This is a genomic window from Streptomyces sp. NPDC002306 (assembly GCF_053593435.1).
In genome coordinates, this window is sequence record NZ_JBSFCK010000011.1 from 181,389 (window position 1) to 197,330 (window position 15,942).

Consider the following 15,942-nt stretch of genomic DNA (forward strand, 5'->3'; position numbering starts at 1 on the left):
GGAACCGGAAAGGTCCGGCCGCCAACGAGAGCGTGAACGAGTCATCACTTTTGGGCTAGACCCGTTATCATTTCGTGATGCCGAGAGGGGGTCGGAGGCGGCCGTTCTCAGCCCTGGAGGTGCGCGGTGAAGGAGAAGCGGTCCCCGCGGTAGAGGCTGCGCACCCGCTCCAGGGGGCGTCCCCCCGTGTCCCGCGAGACACGGTGGATCAGCAGCATCGGCAGGGCGGGCGGGGTGCCGATGAGCAGCGCCTCGCGCGGGGTGGCCAGGACGGTCTCGATCCGCTCGTCGGCGTCGCCGAAGGAGATGCCCTTGCCGTTCAGGTAGGCGTAGAAGGACGAGTCGGGCTCGAAGTCGCTGTCGAGGTCGGGGAGCCGGGTCACCGCGACGTACGTGCTCTCCAGGCCGACCCGCTCGTCGTCGGCGAGCAGCACACGCTCCAGGTGCCAGACGGGCTCGCCGCGGGTCAGCCCGATCTCGGCGGCGAGTGCGTCCGGGCAGGGGAAGCGGTCGAGGGTGACGAGGTTACGGCCGGGGGTGCGGCCCTGGCGCCGTACGCCCTCCGTGTAGCTGGCCAGCGACAGGGGCTGGGCGAGCTTGGGGCCCGCGACGACCGTGCCCCGGCCCTGCCGGCGCAGCTTGCCCTCCAGCACCAGCTCGCGCAGCGCCTGGCGGACGGTCTCGCGGGCGACGTCGTACCGCTCGGAGAGGTCGCGCTCGGTGGGGATGAGATGGCCCTCGCCCAGCTCGTCGACGAGCGCGGCGATCCGCGCTTTCACCGCGTAGTACTTCGGGATGCGCCCGTGCTCCGGGATGCCGGAGCGGACGGGGGCGCCAGGGGCTTGGTCGTTCGGGTAGTCCACGCAGAGATCGTCGCAGACGCGGGGGAGTGGCTCGGCGAGGCCTTCGGGTTGGGGGGCGGAGCCAGGAGCTCGTAGGTCCGTGTCCGTGTTGGCCCGACCGCGCGCCGGTCCCCGCCCGCCCGCGGACGCAAGGCGGCCCGTGGCGGCCCGTCGTCCCGCCGCCCGTCGCGCTCAGTGAGGCGACTCCATGATCCGGACGTGGTCGTCGGCGTGGTCGGAGAGGAAGGATGCCAGGGCCTGCCCCTGTTCGATGACGGCCGTGTGCTCGGTGCGGGAGAAGCCGCGCAGCGGGGTGACCGTCACGGTGTCGGCCTCGACGCTCCAGGTCGCGGCGACCCGGCCGTCGACCAGGACGACGCGAGCGCCGGTGACCGACAGGCCGCGATGGGCGTCGTCGATGATCCGGCCGCGGTCGTGGTAGCCGAGGATCGCGTTGTCGAACGCCGGCAGGAACCGCACCGGGGCGGGTGTGTCCGGGTCGGGGCGCGGGGCGCCGGGAAGATCCAGCAGTTCCCGGCCACGCTCGTCGCGGAAGGCGACGAGTTCCCCGCGGGCGGCGGCGACCGCGGCCGGCAGTCCGGCGAGCCCGCACCAAGCGCGCAGGTCGGCCGAGGCGGCGGGGCCGTACGCGGCCAGATAGCGCCGTAGCAGCGCCTGGCCCACCGGGTCGCTGCCGTCCGGCGACGGCGGATCGATCTCGCGGCCCAGCCAGGCCGACAGCGGGACGTTGCGTACGCCCGCCTTGGTGCGCCACAGCCCCCGGGGCGGCAACTGCGCCATCGGGACGAGGGCGGCGACCAGTATCTCGCCCAGAGGCCGTAGCCCTGGCGCCGGCCAGCGCCCGGCGAGCGCCCGGGCGAGTTCGGTCATCGAGCGCGGCTCGCCGTCGGCCATGACCGAACGGCCCGCCGCGGCGAGTTCGTCGAGGTCGACCCCGTCGAGCTCGCGGCGGTAGGTGCCCAGTACCCGCTGGCGCAACATGGCGTCGTGCCTGCTTCGCCAGGCGAGGGCGTCGTCGGCGGTGACGAGGTGGACGGTGCGGCGCATGAGATGGGTCCGCACCACGTTCCGCCCGGTCAGCAGCCCGGAGAGCGCCGCCGGGTCGAACGCGCGCAGCCGCGACCAGAGGCCGACGAACGGCTCCTGCGGTTCCTGCGCTTGAAGCCCGCCGAGGTGCGAGACGGCGCTGAGCACCGGCAGTTCGGCGCGATCGAGCAGCAACTGCCGGGCGAGCGTGGCGCGGTTGAGCGCCCGGGCGCCGAGGACGGTCGTCGGGCTCATGCCGCGCCCCGCCCTTCGGCTACCCGCCGGTGCGGCGGCGCGTGTTCGACGGCGCCGGCCGCTCCGGCCGCTCCGGTCGGGACGGAGAACCCCTGCCCGATGCCGGTGCCGGTGCCGGGAGGGCAGGAGGTGCCCCGGTCATCGGGCCGCCCCGGCTCGTGTGCTGTCACGGTGACGCCGTTCCCTTCGCTTGCCTGCCGGACCGGTCGTCCGGGACCGGTCGTGTCGTGCCGTTCAGGTCGGCGCGCGGCGCCGGGCATCGCGGCACGACACCCGGCGACGCCGTACGCCGCCGCTCAGGTGGAGGTCTGGCCGTCGAGCGTCTCGCGGATGATATCCGCGTGCCCCGCGTGCTGGGCGGTCTCGGCGATGACGTGCAGGAGCACCCGGCGCACGCTGTGCTCGGCTCCCGGCTCGTGCCAGGGCGCCACGGGCAGCGGCTGCGTCGCCGCGAGGTCGGGCACGGAGAGGATGATCTTCTCGCTCCGGGCGGCGACCTCCTCGTAGTGCGCGAGGATCCCGGCGAGCGTCTCGCCGGGCAGCATCTGGAAGTCGTTCCGGTGGTCGATGGCCCACTGCGGGAACTCCCGGGCGGTACCGGCCGCGAGGTCGGCCCAGGTGACACCGTCGGGCAGGTCGTAGGGCATCGCGGACGGGCCCTCGACCACGAAGCGCAGCCATCCGTCCTCGACGGCCGCGACATGCTTGATGAGGCCGCCCAGGCACAGCGCGCCGGCCGTCGGCCGTTCGCCGGCCTGCGCGTCGCTGAGCCCGCGGGCCGTGTTGGTCAGGGCGAGCCGCGCGATCGCGAGCTCGGCGAGCAGGTCGGCCCGCTCGGCGTCGAGGGTCGAGGGGGGCGTGGTCGAGGCGGTCATGGTGATGGGACCCTTCCGGTCGCTCTCGCTGTTCGGTACGGGACAACCATGGCGGGCATAGAGGTCAGATCGTGTCCGCTACTCGCGGCGATGACGAGCCAAGTTCAGAAGGGGGCGTGGGATGTCGCCCGGTCAGGGCGCGTGCGTCTGGTCGCCGAGGGTGTGGAGGCGGCCGGGCCGCACACTCGGGCAGCGGCTCCCGGACCAGGTCTGCGGCGATGCGCGCCTGAGGTCATGGAGACCCTTGAACCTTCCGGCCAGGCGCGACGTATGAGGTGCCGGGAGTGTCCGCGCGCTGCCCGAAAGCACAGCTTGACCGCGTGTGGCGATCAGGACATCGAAAGAGGGCCGAACCATCTCATTAGTCGCGAGCCAGCCAACCGGTAGTGATCTCGCCGACGGCACCGACACGATCGCAGCGCCCGTTCGGCATCATGTGTCGGGTCTGGACGGGCTCCGCGGTCTGGCCGCGTTGTACGTGCTCCTGTTTCACTGCTGGCTCCTTTCGTTTCGCGGGTTCCCCCACAATTCTGGCCCTTCTTGGCTGGGCTGGCTGATGTACGGGCGTTTCGCTGTCGTCTTCTTTCTGGTGCTGTCGGGTTTCTCCTTGGCCATCTCGGCGGCGCGCAAGGGATGGCGACTGGGCGGCGTCGCGGATTTCCTGCGCCGGCGCGCCTGGAGAATCCTGCCGCCCTACTGGGCGGCGCTGGTTCTCAGCCTGCTGGTCGCCTATCTGGTGGTGCCCGCGTCTCGTTTCGGCCCACCGAGCGGCACAACGATTCTGGTGTACGCCTTCGTAGTTCAGGACGTATTCACGGCACCGACCCCGAACGGGGCGTTCTGGTCGATCGCGGTGGAGGCCGAGCTCTACCTCGCGTTTCCGATTCTTCTGCTGGTACGGAGACGACTGGGGGCGGTGGTCCTGGTCACGGCCGTGACTCTCGTCGTCGTCGCGCGTGGCTTGCTGGCGAAGAACGCGTTGCCGATCGAGGGCGTGAACGGACTGACTCTGAACCTTGCTCCGGTGTTTGTCGCCGGTCTGGTCGGCGCGGGTGTCGTGGTCGCCTCGGAGAGAGTTCGGCGCCTGCCATGGCACTGGATGGCGGCCTTGGCCGCTGCACCGGCCCTGGCGCTCGTCGTGATCAAGGGTTCGGTCTGGACCGTGGACCACTACTTCTGGATGGATCTTGTGGTTGTCCCGGCCATGACCCTGCTCGTCGTGTCAGTTTCCCTAGGGAGACCGACTCTCCTCGTGCGACTTCTGGATACGCGCCCGATGCGGAGCCTCGGCAACTTTTCCTACAGTCTGTACCTGATCCACTTGCCGATCGTCATGGTGATCGTTCGGAAGATCGCTCCGCATCACGTTTCGCCGGGGCTGTCCACGTTCTGTTTCACGATCCTGCTGGGATTGCCCGTTTCGGTGCTGGCGGCGTGGCTTTTCGCCGCGGTCTTCGAGACGCCCTTCAAAAGAAACCGATCGTGGAAATCCATGTTTCAGGCAGGATTTTCACGCCGCCATCGCATACGCACGATCCTCCGTCGGCCGGTCGGCCATGGTCGCCCCGAGGGGAACTGACGCCGGCTCCGGTACACGTCGCAGCGCCCCAACTCGTCATCCCTGACGGCTCCTTGCGCCCGCAGGTACGACGCCGGTCCCCGACGCCTGTAGACCTCTCATCGGTCCGCGACGCCCGTAGACCTCTCATCGGTCCTCGACGCCCGCGATGACGGCGTGACCGCCGCCCAGCGGTCACGTCGTCGATTCGCTTCCCGTGGTCACGGCCCTCAGCTCGGCCAGCGAGTCCCGCATCAGGTCCGCCATGTCGCGTTCCTCGCCCGCCGCGACCCAGCGCTCGAAGCCGACCTTGAAGACGGCGACACCCGCCTCGGCCGTCAGGCTCGCGGCCGGCTCCGGTACGCCGCGCTCGCGCAGGGTCCCGGCGAGCGCGGCCGAGATCGAGGCGAGCTTGATCAGCTCACGCTCGTGGAGTTCCGCGTTCGCCATGATCACGCCCTGGCGCCGGCGCGCGTACTCGCGGCGGTCGGCGAACAACTCGGAGACCGCGTCGAGGCCGGCGGTCAGCGCGTCGATCGGCGCCGCGGACTTCGGGGCGCCGGCGACCGCGCCCACGAACAACTCCCGCAACTCGCCTGAGCCGGCGAACAGCACCTCGCGCTTGTCGGTGTAGTGCCGGAAGAAGGTCCGCTCCGTGAGCCCGGCCCGCTTGGCGATCTCCGCCACCGTGGTCTGTTCGTACCCGCGCTCGCTGTAGAGCTCCAGCGCCACCTTCGCCAGTCGCCCACGCGCGTCCGGCTCCCATCTGCCCATGCGCAGATCCTACGTGATGACAGTTACTGACATCGAGTGCTAGCTTCGATGACAGCAACTGACATCACCTGGCTGCGACGGGTCGCCCGTCGGTCAGCCGGCATCAACCGTCTGGGGTTCCCATGCGCATTTTCGTGACCGGCGCGTCCGGCTGGATCGGTTCCGCCGTCGTGCCCGAGCTCATCGGCGCGGGCCACCGGGTCGTCGGGCTCGCCCGCTCCGACGCCTCCGCCGCCGCGCTCGCCGCGGCCGGGGCGGAAGCCGTCCGCGGCACCATCGACGACCTCGGCGTCCTGCGGGACGCGGCCGCCGCGTCGGACGGCGTGATCCACCTCGCCTTCAAGCACGACCTCGCCTTCAGCGGCGGCTTCCAGGACGCGGCCGAGGCCGACCGGCGTGCCGTCGACGCCTTCGGCGACGCGCTGGCCGGCAGCGACCGGCCGTTCGTCCTCGCCTCCGGCGTGGTCGGCCTCGCGCCCGGGCGGGTGGCGACCGAACGGGACCTGCCCGCGCTCGACGGTTCGCCGGTCGCCGCCCGGGCGGCGACCGCCGGGGCGGCGCTCGCACTCGCCTCGCGTGGTGTGCGCTCGTCCGTGGTCCGGCTCTCCCCGACCTGCCACGGCGAGGGGGACAACGGCTTCATGCCGACGCTGGTCGCCATCGCCCGCGACCGGGGCGTCTCCGGCTACCTGGGCGACGGCGCCAACCGCTGGCCGGCCGTCCACCGCCTCGACGCCGCGCGGCTGTTCCGGCTGGCGGCCGAACAGGCACCCGCCGCAACGGTGCTGCACGGCGTGGCGGAGGAGGGAGTCGCGATCCGCGACGTCGCCGAGGTGATCGGCCGTCACCTCGACGTGCCGGTGACCTCGGTGGCGCCCGAGGCCGCGGCGGAGCACTTCGCCTGGCTCGGCTCCTTCCTCGGCGCCGACTCTCCGGCGTCGAACACCCTGACCCGTGAACTGCTGGGCTGGGAGCCGACCCACCCCGGACTCCTCGAAGACCTCGACAAGGGTCACTACTTCCACACCGCCGCCTCCGCCTCCTGACCGGCCGGAAGCGTCCCGGGAGCACCCCGGTCCCGCCGAGGGCCGGAGTGTTCCCTGGCGTCGGCGTGCCACCGGCCGTGCGCCCGGAGAAGGCGCACCGAGGGCCGGCGTGCTTCCCGGCGTCGGCCCGCCACCAGCCGTGCGCCCGGAGAAGGGGCCGCACCCGCTCGCGGGGTTTCTCACGCGCCATCAGGTCAAGCGTCCCGGACTCTTGACTCGGTAGGCGTCCGTGGCCATGCTCGTCGCAAGTTTTGCGCCGGTCATGACAATCCGGGCTCGTGGTTCCTCGGACCTCGGACAGCCCGGTCCGTCGGCCGTGCCATCCCGTCGACCCGGGGATGTGGGTAGTGAGCACGACTGGACGCACGTATCGCGGACGCCCTCGCGTCACCCTTGTTTCGCTGCTCTTCTTCGTCCTGGCCATGGCACTCGGCCCCACGTCGAGTTCGGCGGCGGCGGGCACCGACTGGTGGACACCGACCGCCCGGCCCGCGCCGGACTCCCAGATCAATGTCACCGGCGCGCCGTTCACGGGCGTCGACGCCCAGGGCGAGGTGCGCGGCTTCGTGGACGCGCACGACCACCTGATGGCGAACGAGGCCTTCGGCGGGCGGCTCATCTGCGGCAGGACGTTCTCCGACGCCGGAGTCGCCGACGCGCTCAAGGACTGTCCCGAGCACTACCCCGACGGCTCGCTCGCGATCTTCGACTACATCACCAAGGGCGGCGACGGCAAGCACGACCCGGTCGGCTGGCCCACCTTCAAGGACTGGCCCGCGCACGACTCGCTCACCCACCAGCAGAACTACTACGCCTGGGTGGAGCGGGCCTGGCGCGGCGGACAGCGGGTGCTCGTCAACGACCTCGTCACCAACGGTGTGATCTGCTCGGTGTACTTCTTCAAGGACCGCAGCTGCGACGAGATGACGTCGATCCGGCTCCAGGCGAAGCTGACGTACGACCTCCAGGCGTACATCGACAAGATGTACGGCGGCACCGGCAAGGGCTGGTTCCGGATCGTCACCGACAGCGCACAGGCCCGCGACGTCATCAAGCAGGGCAAGCTCGCCGTCGTCCTGGGTGTGGAGACCTCCGAACCGTTCGGCTGCAAGCAGATCCTGGACATCCCCCAGTGCAGCAAGGCCGACATCGACGCCGGGCTGGACGAGTTGTACGGGCTGGGCGTGCGCAGCATGTTCCTGTGCCACAAGTTCGACAACGCGCTGTGCGGGGTCCGCTTCGACGAGGGCGGCCTCGGCACCGCCATCAACGTCGGGCAGTTCCTGTCGACCGGCACCTTCTGGAAGACCGAGAAGTGCGCCGGCCCCCAGCACGACAACCCCATCGGCACCGCGGCCTCCGGGGCGGAGAAGGACCTTCCGGCGGGCGTGGCCGTCCCCTCGTACGACACCGACGCGCAGTGCAACACGCGCGGGCTCACCGACCTCGGCGAGTACGCCGTACGCGGCATGGTGAAACGCAAGATGATGCTGGAGATCGACCACATGAGCGTCAAGGCCACCGGCCGCGCGCTCGACATCCTCGAGTCCGCGTCCTACCCGGGTGTGATCTCCTCGCACAGCTGGATGGACCTGAACTGGACCGAGCGGGTCTACGGCCTCGGCGGCTTCATCGCCCAGTACATGCACGGCTCGGAGCAGTTCAGCGCCGAAGCGAAGCGTACGGACGCGCTGCGCGACAAGTACGGCGTGGGCTACGGCTTCGGCACGGACATGAACGGCGTCGGCGGCTGGCCGGCCCCGCGCGGCGCCACCGCCCCCAACAAGGTCACCTATCCCTTCCGCAGCGTCGACGGCGGCTCCGTCATCGACCGGCAGACGACCGGTCAGCGGACCTGGGACCTCAACACCGACGGGGCCGCGCACTACGGCCTGGTACCGGACTGGATCGAGGACATCCGGCTCGTCGGCGGCCAGGACGTGGTGGACGACCTCTTCCGGGGCGCCGAGTCCTACCTCGGCACCTGGGGAGCGACCGAGCGGCACCAGGCCGGCGTCAACCTCGCCCAGGGCGCCGCGACCACGGCCAGTTCGGCGGAGTGGAACCCGTTCACGAGCTACGCGCCGGGCCAGGCCGTGGACGGCACGCGCAACACCCGCTGGGCCAGCGACTGGAGCGACGACCAGTTGCTGCGCGTCGACCTGGGCTCCACGCACCTGGTCCGGCGCGTCACGCTCGACTGGGAACGCGCGTACGGGAAGTCGTACCGCATCGAGCTCTCCGCCGACGGGTCGACCTGGCAGACCGCCTGGTCCACCACGGCCGGTGACGGCGGCCTCGACACCGCCCTGTTCACCGCCACACCCGCTCGCTACGTACGGATCCACGGCCTGGCCCGCGGCACCGAGTGGGGCTACTCGCTCTACGAGGTGGGCGTGCACAGCAGCTGACCGCGACCGCCCGCCCGGCGGGCGGCCGGTACGAGCACGAAGGACACACGGATGGCACGGATGCCGTCGGCCGAACGGCGCCGGCAGCTGACGGAAGCGGCGATCAGGGTGATGACCCGGGACGGCGTCGACAGGACGACGACCCGGGCCATCGCCACCGAGGCGGACGTGTCCCTGAGCGTCTTCCACTACTGCTTCGACTCCAAGCAGGCCCTGGTGGAGTCCGTCATCACCACCATCACCGACCACTCCGTGACCGTCGTACGGCAGGCGCTGCGCCCCAGGAGCACCCTCGAAGAGACCGTCCGGGCCGGGTTCCGGGCGTACTGGGACCATGTCCTCGCCCACCCCGACGAGCACATGCTCACCTACGAGCTGACGCAGTACGCCCTGCGCCGGCCGGAGTTCGCCCACCTGGCGCGACGCCAGTACGAGTTGTACGGCGACGCGTACGCCGAACTGATCGACCAGCTGTGCCGGAGCATGGATCTGCGCCTGCAAGTGCCCGTCTCCGTACTGGCCCGCTACCTGGCCGCCATGACCGACGGCCTGACCCTCAACTACCTGGTGCTCGGGGAGGATTCCGGCTGGAGCGACATCCTCGACACGGTCACCGCCCACATCGTCGGCCTGGTCGCGGACGACCGCGGGGCCGCCGGAGGCGGGACTACGGGGTGAACCGTACGGGCAGGCTCCGCGGGCCGCGGATCAGCATGCCGGAACGCCAGGTGAGCGCCGCGGGGTGGATGTCCAGGGTCAGGTCGCCGCAGCGTTCCAGCAGCGTCCTGATGGCGATGCGCGCCTCCACGCGGGCCAGCGGCGCCCCCAGGCAGTAGTGGATGCCGTGGCCGAACGCCACATGGCCGCGTGCGTCACGGGACAGGTCGAATCGCCGCGGGGACGGGAAGCGGGCGGGGTCGTGATTGGCGTCGGCCAGGGCGACGAGGACGAGTTCGCCACCGCCGGGGATCACCGTGTCGCCGATCGTCACCGGCTCGGTGGTGAAGCGGTAGGTGGGGGTCTCCACCGGACCGTCGTAGCGCAGCATCTCCTCGATGGCGCGGTCGATGAGGGTGAAGTCCGCGCGCAGGGCGGCCAGTTGATCGGGATGGGTGAGCAGGGCGAGGACGCCGTTGGAGATGAGGTTGACGGTGGTCTCGTGCCCGGCGACGAGCAGCAGCCAGGCCATGCCGACGACTTCCTCGGGCGACAGCCGGTCGCCGTCCTCGTCCGAGCCGTGGATCAGCGCGCTCAGGAGGTCCTGGCCGGGCCGCAGGCGCTTGCCGTCCACCAGTTCCACGAGGTACCGCGCCATCGCCGTCGCGGCGACCGCGCGGTCCTCGGGGTCGGTGGCGTCGAGCGCGTCGTTCGACCACGTCCTGAAGGACGCGCGGTCCAGGTCCGGCACACCGATCAGCTCGCAGATCACGGAGATGGGAAGCGGGAACGACAGTGCCTCGACGAGGTCGACGCGCCCCTCGGGGGCCGCGAGCATCCGGTCCAGGAGCCGGTCGGTGGTCCGCTGGACGCGTGGGGCGAGCTCCGCCACCCGGCGCGGGGTGAACTCCCGGGCGACCAGCTTGCGCAGCCGGGTGTGGTCCGGCGGGTCGGCCCTGAGCATATGAGGGCCAGAGGAGACGGCTGCGAGCGGCAGCGCGGGGGACGCCCTGCCCCAGTCCTTCGAGAGCCGGGGATCGGCCAGCGCGGCCCGCCCGGCCTCGTATCCGACGACGAGCCAGGCCGGCGCGCCGCCCTCCGGCATCCGGATCCGGTGGACCGGTCCCTCGGCCCGCAACCGGGCGTACACGGGATACGGGTCCCGGGTGAAGGACTCACCGAGCGCGGCGAGGTCGACGACGCCCATGGACGCACCTTTCACTGGGCCGCACCCTTCCACGGGGACACACCTTCCACCAGGACGCGCCTGTCGCCGATGGGACGGAGCCCGGCCGCGCGGGGGGACCGCGACGCCCGGTTCACCCGCTCGGATCAGTACCCGTGCGATCACTGAATGTAATGCGTGCGCCGGCGGGGCGAGCGTGGTTTTCCGGTCGATGTCGACGGTCTCCCCGGCCGCCGGGCACGTGGCCGCGGCGGCGCCGAGTGGTCGTGCCGCCGCCGCCTTCCGAAACTGGGACGGGGTCCACTTCCCGGGGAGGCGACCGAATGTGATCGAACTGGCCGCGGTGTTCGCTGTCCTGGGTGCCATGAGCAATGCCGTGGGAACGGCGTTCCAGCGCAAGGCGGCCTCCACCTCCACCAGGAGCGGGCTGCGGCTGCTGGTGGAGCTGATGGGGAGACCCGTGTGGCTGATCGGCATCGCCGGCGTGGCCGGGGCCGCGCTCTTCCAGGCCCTCGCACTGGTGAACGGGCCGCTGGCCCTCGTCCAGCCGCTGTTCATCCTGGAACTTCCGTTCGCCCTGCTCGTCGTCATTCCGCTGATGCACCGCCGGCTGTCGGCCGCGGGCTGGCTGGGAGTGGTCTGCGTGGTGGCGGGCCTGGCGCTCGTCCTGGCCTCGGCCGCACCGAGCGGAGCCGAGGACCAGAGCCCCATGGTCCGCTGGCTTCCGGTGCTCGTGCTGTGTCTGGGCGCGATGGGCGCGGCCCTCGTGGTGGCCCGACCGGAGCGGCCGCAGGCCTTCCGCGCCGCGGTGCTGGCGGCGGCCGCCGCGATCGGCAACGCCCTGACCGCGGCCCTGCTGAAGTCCGCGACCGGCACCTTCGCGGACGACGGCTTTCCGGCCTTCCTGCGCGCGTGGCAGACGTACGGGTTCGCCCTGTCCGGGATCGCCGCGATCGTCCTGCTGGAGAGCGCGCTCCAGGCGGGCCCCCTGGTCGCGTCCCAGCCCGCCCTGACGATCGGGGACGCGACCGTGAGCCTCGCACTGGGAATCTTCCTGTTCGACGAGCAGATCCGGACCGGCTGGTGGCTGCTGCCCGAGGCGCTGGGCGCCCTGCTGGTCGTCGTGGGAGTCGTGGGTCTGAGCCGTGCGGCACCCGGCATGACCGCTGTCCCCAAGTAGCCACGGGGCGGCGCGTCCATGGCCGCACGGGATCACCAGTGCTAGAAAGGTCACATGGCGAATCGATTCGCCGCTTTTCGACGCCTACGGCTCAGGCCCCTGGCCAGCAAGAGCCCGCGAAGCGTGGCTGGGCAGGTGCTCTTCCTCCAGGTGGCCCTGGTCGTGCTGCTCGTGGCCTGTGGCGTGCTGGCTGTCTTCCTTCAGTCGCAGTGGGACAACGAGGCCGAGGCCGAGCGTCGCTCGGTGGCGGTGGCCGAGACGTTCGCGCACTCGCCCGGCGTCCTGGCCGCGCTCCGCAGCCCGGACCCGAGCAAGATCCTGCAGCCGCTCACCGAGGCGGCGCGCAAGGCCGCCGGCGTCGACTTCATCGTGGTCATGGACACCCAGGGCATCCGCTACACCCACCCGCTGCCCGGCCTGATCGGCAAGCGGTTCGTCGGCACCATCGGGCCGTCGCTGGCGGGCAAGGTGTACACGGAGAGCGTGGACGGTCCGCTCGGTCAGGAAGTGCAGGCCACCGTCCCGATCGAGGCCACCGACGGCAAGGTGGAGGGCCTCGTCTCCGCCGGGCTGAAGGTCAAGAACGTGACCAACGCGGTGGACCGGCAACTGCCGATCATCCTGGGTACCGGGGCCGGGGCGCTCGCGGTGGCCACCGGCGGCACGGCACTGGTGGCCAGGCGGCTGCGGCGGCAGACCCACAGCCTGGCGCCGGACGAGATGGCCCGCATGTACGAGCACCACGACGCCGTGCTGCACTCCGTACGCGAAGGCGTGCTGATCGTCTCCGGCGACGGGCGGCTGCTGCTGGCGAACGACGAGGCGAGCCGGCTGCTGGAGCTGCCCCCGGACGCCGAGGGACGGCTCGTGTCGGAGGTTCCGGGCCTCGACCCCGAGATGACGGCGCTGCTCGCCTCGGGCCGCGAGGCCACCGACGAGGTGCACTTCACCGGAGAGCGGCTATTGGCGGTCAACCAGCGGCCCACCGATCGTGACGGAGGCCCCGCGGGCACCGTGGCGACGCTGCGCGACTCCACCGAGCTACAGGCGCTGACCGGCAGGGCCGAGATCGCCCGGGAGCGGCTGAAACTGCTGTACGACGCCGGACTCGGGATCGGTACCACCCTCGACGTGCGCCGCACCGCGGACGAACTGGCCAGGGTCGCGGTACCGCGCTTCGCCGACTTCGTCACCGTGGACCTGGCGGACGCCGTGCTGCGCGGCGAGGACCCGGCCAACACCGCCACCGACCTGCGGCGCACAGCCGTGTACGGGGTCCGGGACGACCATCCGCTCTACGAGGAGGGCCGGCTGATCGACTTCGTGCCGTCCACGCCCCAGGCGCGCGGCTACGGCACCGGACGCTCCGAACTGGTGGCCGACCTGTCGACCGCCACGGGCTGGCACGCCCAGGACCCCGCGCGGACCAGGGCGATCGTGGACTACGGCATCCGGTCCCTGATCGCCGCCCCGATCCAGGCCCGCGGTGTCGTGCTGGGCATGGCCAACTTCTGGCGCTTCGCCCGGCACGAGCCCTTCGACGAGGAGGAGCGGTCGCTGGCCGAGGAACTCGTGGCCCGAGCCGCGGTCAGCTTCGACAACGCCCGCCGCTACACCCGCGAACACGCCCTGGCGGTCACCCTCCAGCGCAGTCTGCTGCCGCGGGCACTGCCCGAGCTGAGTGCCCTCGACGTCGGCTACCGCTACCTGCCCGCCCAGTCAGGTGTGAGCGGCGACTGGTTCGACGTGATCCCCCTGTCGGGCACCCGGGTCGCGCTGGCCGTCGGCGACGTGGTCGGCCACGGCCTGCACGCCGCGGCCACGATGGGGCGGCTGAGGACCGCGGTGCACAACTTCTCCTCGCTCGATCTGCCGCCCGACGAACTGCTGAGCCACGTGGACGACCTGGTCGGCCGCATCGACCAGGACGAGGCCGGCACGGACCGCGCCGTCGGCGTCGTGGGCGCCACCTGCCTGTACGCGATCTACGATCCGGTGACACGCCGGTGTGTCATGGCGCGCGCGGGACATCTGGCGCCCGCGCTGGTACACCCCGACGGATCCGTCACCTTCCCCGACCTGCCGGCCGGGCCGCCGCTCGGCCTGGGCGGCATGCCGTTCGAGACGGCCGAGCTGGAGCTCGCGGAGGGCACCCAGCTCGTCCTGTACACCGACGGCCTCATCGAGGACCGCAAGCGCGACCTGGACGTGGGCATGCAACTGCTGGCCGACGCGCTGGCGGGTCACCCCGACCGCTCGCCCGAGGACAGCTGTCAGGCCGTACTGGACGAGCTGCTGCCCTGCCGGCCCAAGGACGACGTGGCCCTGCTCATCGCCCGTACCCGGGGCCTGCCGCGCGACTCGGTCGCCGACTGGGGCGTACCGCGCGACCCGGCCGCCGTCGCGGTCATGCGCGAAGCGGTGTCCGGGACGCTGGACGACTGGGGCCTTTCCGAGTGCGCCTTCAGCGTGGAACTCGTCCTGAGCGAGCTCATCACCAACGCCATCCGCCATGGCTCCGACCCGATCCGGGTACGGCTCATCCGCGACCGGTCGCTGATCTGCGAGGTGGCCGACGGCAGCAGCACCTCGCCGCATCTGCGCTACGCGGCGACGACGGACGAGGGCGGCCGGGGCCTGTTCCTGGTGTCGCAGATCGCCGAGCGCTGGGGCACCCGCTACACCGCCCAGGGCAAGGTGATCTGGGCCGAACTGGTACTGCCGGAGGTCGTCGCGAAGCCCGGCCGGAAGCCGCCCGGGCCGGACGGGGACCGCCCGGACGAGGGGGCGGCCACCCCGGAGCCCCCGGCGTGAGGTCGGCCGGTCCCGGCTCCCGTACCGCTCGCGCCCTGATCCCTGTCCCCGTTCCGCGGTCCCTGGTCCGGTCGGTTCCGGGGCTCACCCCGGGTCGCGGTAGGCGGCTAGGGCGGCGGTGTCGTCGTCGAGGCGACCGCCGCTGTAGTCCAGCAGGTCCTTGTGGAGACGGTCGAGGAGTTCGCGGGGGCCGAGGGGGCCCCAGGACCGGACACGGTCGACGAGCGGGTAGAAGGCCCCGTCGCGGTCCCGCGTCTCGGTCACGCCGTCGGTGTACAGCAGGAGGTGGTCGCCGGGCCGGAAACGCCGTACGTCCACGTGGTAGTCGTCCCCCACCAGCACGCCGAGGTTGAGGGGCGGTGAGGGATCGGACGAGTCCAGCTCGGTGACACCGTCGCGGTCGATGAGCAACGGCGGCGGATGGCCGCAGTTGACGATGCGGACCACGGGCTCGTGGTCGGGGATCTCGGCGAACACCGCGGTGACGAAGCGCTCGGCCACCTCGCTGCCCGGCAGCTGGGCGGCTCTGCGGGTGATGCTCCGCTCCACCCGGTGGGTCACCGCGACCAGGTCGGGCTCGTCGTGCGCGGCTTCACGGAAGGCGCCGAGCATCGTCGCCGCCGTCTCCACCGCGACCAGGCCCTTGCCCCGGACGTCACCGATGAGCAGCCGGACCCCGTAGGCGCAGGGCACCGCCTCGTACAGATCGCCACCGATGCGGGCCTCCGCGGCGGCCGACAGGTAGAGGGTCTCCACCCGGACCTGGCCGAGGCGGCGGGACACCGGGCTCAGCAGCACCTGCTGCGCGGTCTCGGCCACGGAACGCACGCTGGCGAGCGTGCGTTCCCGGCGGATCCGGTGGGCGGCGAGAATCGCGCCGAGGACGCCCACCAGGGCGGTGGAGACATACGTGAAGACGTAGTAGCGGTCCCACAGGTATCCCACCGAGCGGCCCGCGCAGCACGGGGTGCCGGCCAGCACGCCTTCGAACACGACGGCGAAGACCGTGATGGCGGCGACCGCGAAGGGGCCGTGGGCGTAGGCGGCGACCACGGGAAGGGCGATGAGCAGGAAGCTCACCGGCCACTGCACCGGGGTGACAGGTTCCACCGCCAGGATGACGCCGACGTAGAGGGCGGGCAGCCAGCGCACCCACAGCGGTGATCTCGTCGCCGGAACGTCCGCCGGGTCGGCGGCGGTGCGGCGCGGGTCCCGACGAAGCACCCTGCGGGTCCATTCACACGGCCTGTGCACGAGAACTCCTGGCGGTGCTGGATCACGACGACGGCCCTGATCT

At 71.6% G+C, this 15,942-nt stretch carries 12 protein-coding genes; 6 read left to right on the forward strand and 6 right to left on the reverse strand.

Annotation, left to right across the window (positions count from 1 at the left end):
• Nucleotides 1-107: 107 nt before the first annotated feature.
• From ACWCQK_RS22975 to ACWCQK_RS22985, 3 genes are all read right to left on the reverse strand, one after another.
• Nucleotides 108-863 carry a GntR family transcriptional regulator gene (locus ACWCQK_RS22975; RefSeq protein WP_451157646.1) on the reverse strand — a complete coding sequence of 252 codons (756 nt, stop codon included), beginning with the start codon at nt 861-863 and terminating at the stop codon, nt 108-110.
• A gap of 171 nt (nt 864-1,034) precedes the next feature.
• Nucleotides 1,035-2,144: a winged helix DNA-binding domain-containing protein gene (locus tag ACWCQK_RS22980; protein WP_451157648.1), complete on the reverse strand. Its 1,110-nt coding sequence runs from the start codon at nt 2,142-2,144 to the stop codon at nt 1,035-1,037.
• 296 nt (nt 2,145-2,440) lie between these two features.
• On the reverse strand, nt 2,441-3,019 hold the full coding sequence (locus ACWCQK_RS22985) for a DinB family protein (protein WP_451157650.1): 579 nt from the start codon (nt 3,017-3,019) through the stop codon (nt 2,441-2,443).
• 322 nt (nt 3,020-3,341) lie between these two features.
• On the opposite strand from ACWCQK_RS22985, the gene ACWCQK_RS22990 reads away from it, so the two are divergent.
• On the forward strand, nt 3,342-4,598 hold the full coding sequence (locus ACWCQK_RS22990) for an acyltransferase family protein (RefSeq protein ID WP_451157652.1): 1,257 nt from the start codon (nt 3,342-3,344) through the stop codon (nt 4,596-4,598).
• Between the two features lie 174 nt (nt 4,599-4,772).
• Here ACWCQK_RS22990 and ACWCQK_RS22995 read toward each other — a convergent pair whose 3' ends face one another.
• On the reverse strand, nt 4,773-5,351 hold the full coding sequence (locus tag ACWCQK_RS22995; protein ID WP_451157654.1) for a TetR/AcrR family transcriptional regulator: 579 nt from the start codon (nt 5,349-5,351) through the stop codon (nt 4,773-4,775).
• A gap of 122 nt (nt 5,352-5,473) precedes the next feature.
• Here ACWCQK_RS22995 and ACWCQK_RS23000 point away from each other — a divergent pair, with 122 nt between their 5' ends.
• From ACWCQK_RS23000 to ACWCQK_RS23010, 3 genes are all read left to right on the forward strand, one after another.
• Nucleotides 5,474-6,397, forward strand: a complete 924-nt coding sequence (locus ACWCQK_RS23000; RefSeq protein WP_451157656.1) for an SDR family oxidoreductase — start codon at nt 5,474-5,476, stop codon at nt 6,395-6,397.
• 338 nt (nt 6,398-6,735) lie between these two features.
• Nucleotides 6,736-8,808 (forward strand): galactose-binding domain-containing protein, encoded by a 2,073-nt coding sequence (locus ACWCQK_RS23005; protein WP_451157658.1) that lies wholly within the window; start codon nt 6,736-6,738, stop codon nt 8,806-8,808.
• 51 nt (nt 8,809-8,859) lie between these two features.
• Nucleotides 8,860-9,486, forward strand: a complete 627-nt coding sequence (locus ACWCQK_RS23010) for a TetR/AcrR family transcriptional regulator (protein ID WP_451157660.1) — start codon at nt 8,860-8,862, stop codon at nt 9,484-9,486.
• On the opposite strand, the gene ACWCQK_RS23015 is transcribed toward ACWCQK_RS23010, so the two are convergent.
• Nucleotides 9,476-10,672, reverse strand: a complete 1,197-nt coding sequence (locus ACWCQK_RS23015; RefSeq protein ID WP_451157662.1) for a cytochrome P450 family protein — start codon at nt 10,670-10,672, stop codon at nt 9,476-9,478. The two genes, ACWCQK_RS23010 and ACWCQK_RS23015, sit on opposite strands and share 11 nt — an antisense overlap.
• A 304-nt stretch (nt 10,673-10,976) precedes the next feature.
• Between ACWCQK_RS23015 and ACWCQK_RS23020 the strand changes: the two genes are divergently transcribed.
• Together ACWCQK_RS23020 and ACWCQK_RS23025 are read left to right on the forward strand one after the other, a co-directional pair.
• Nucleotides 10,977-11,831, forward strand: a complete 855-nt coding sequence (locus tag ACWCQK_RS23020; protein WP_451157664.1) for a DMT family transporter — start codon at nt 10,977-10,979, stop codon at nt 11,829-11,831.
• A 54-nt stretch (nt 11,832-11,885) separates the two neighbouring features.
• Entirely contained in the window at nt 11,886-14,645 is a 2,760-nt protein-coding gene (locus ACWCQK_RS23025; protein WP_451157666.1) for a SpoIIE family protein phosphatase, read from the forward strand.
• An 84-nt stretch (nt 14,646-14,729) separates the two neighbouring features.
• Here ACWCQK_RS23025 and ACWCQK_RS23030 read toward each other — a convergent pair whose 3' ends face one another.
• Nucleotides 14,730-15,869: a PP2C family protein-serine/threonine phosphatase gene (locus ACWCQK_RS23030; protein WP_451157667.1), complete on the reverse strand. Its 1,140-nt coding sequence runs from the start codon at nt 15,867-15,869 to the stop codon at nt 14,730-14,732.
• Between the last annotated feature and the right edge of the window lie 73 nt (nt 15,870-15,942).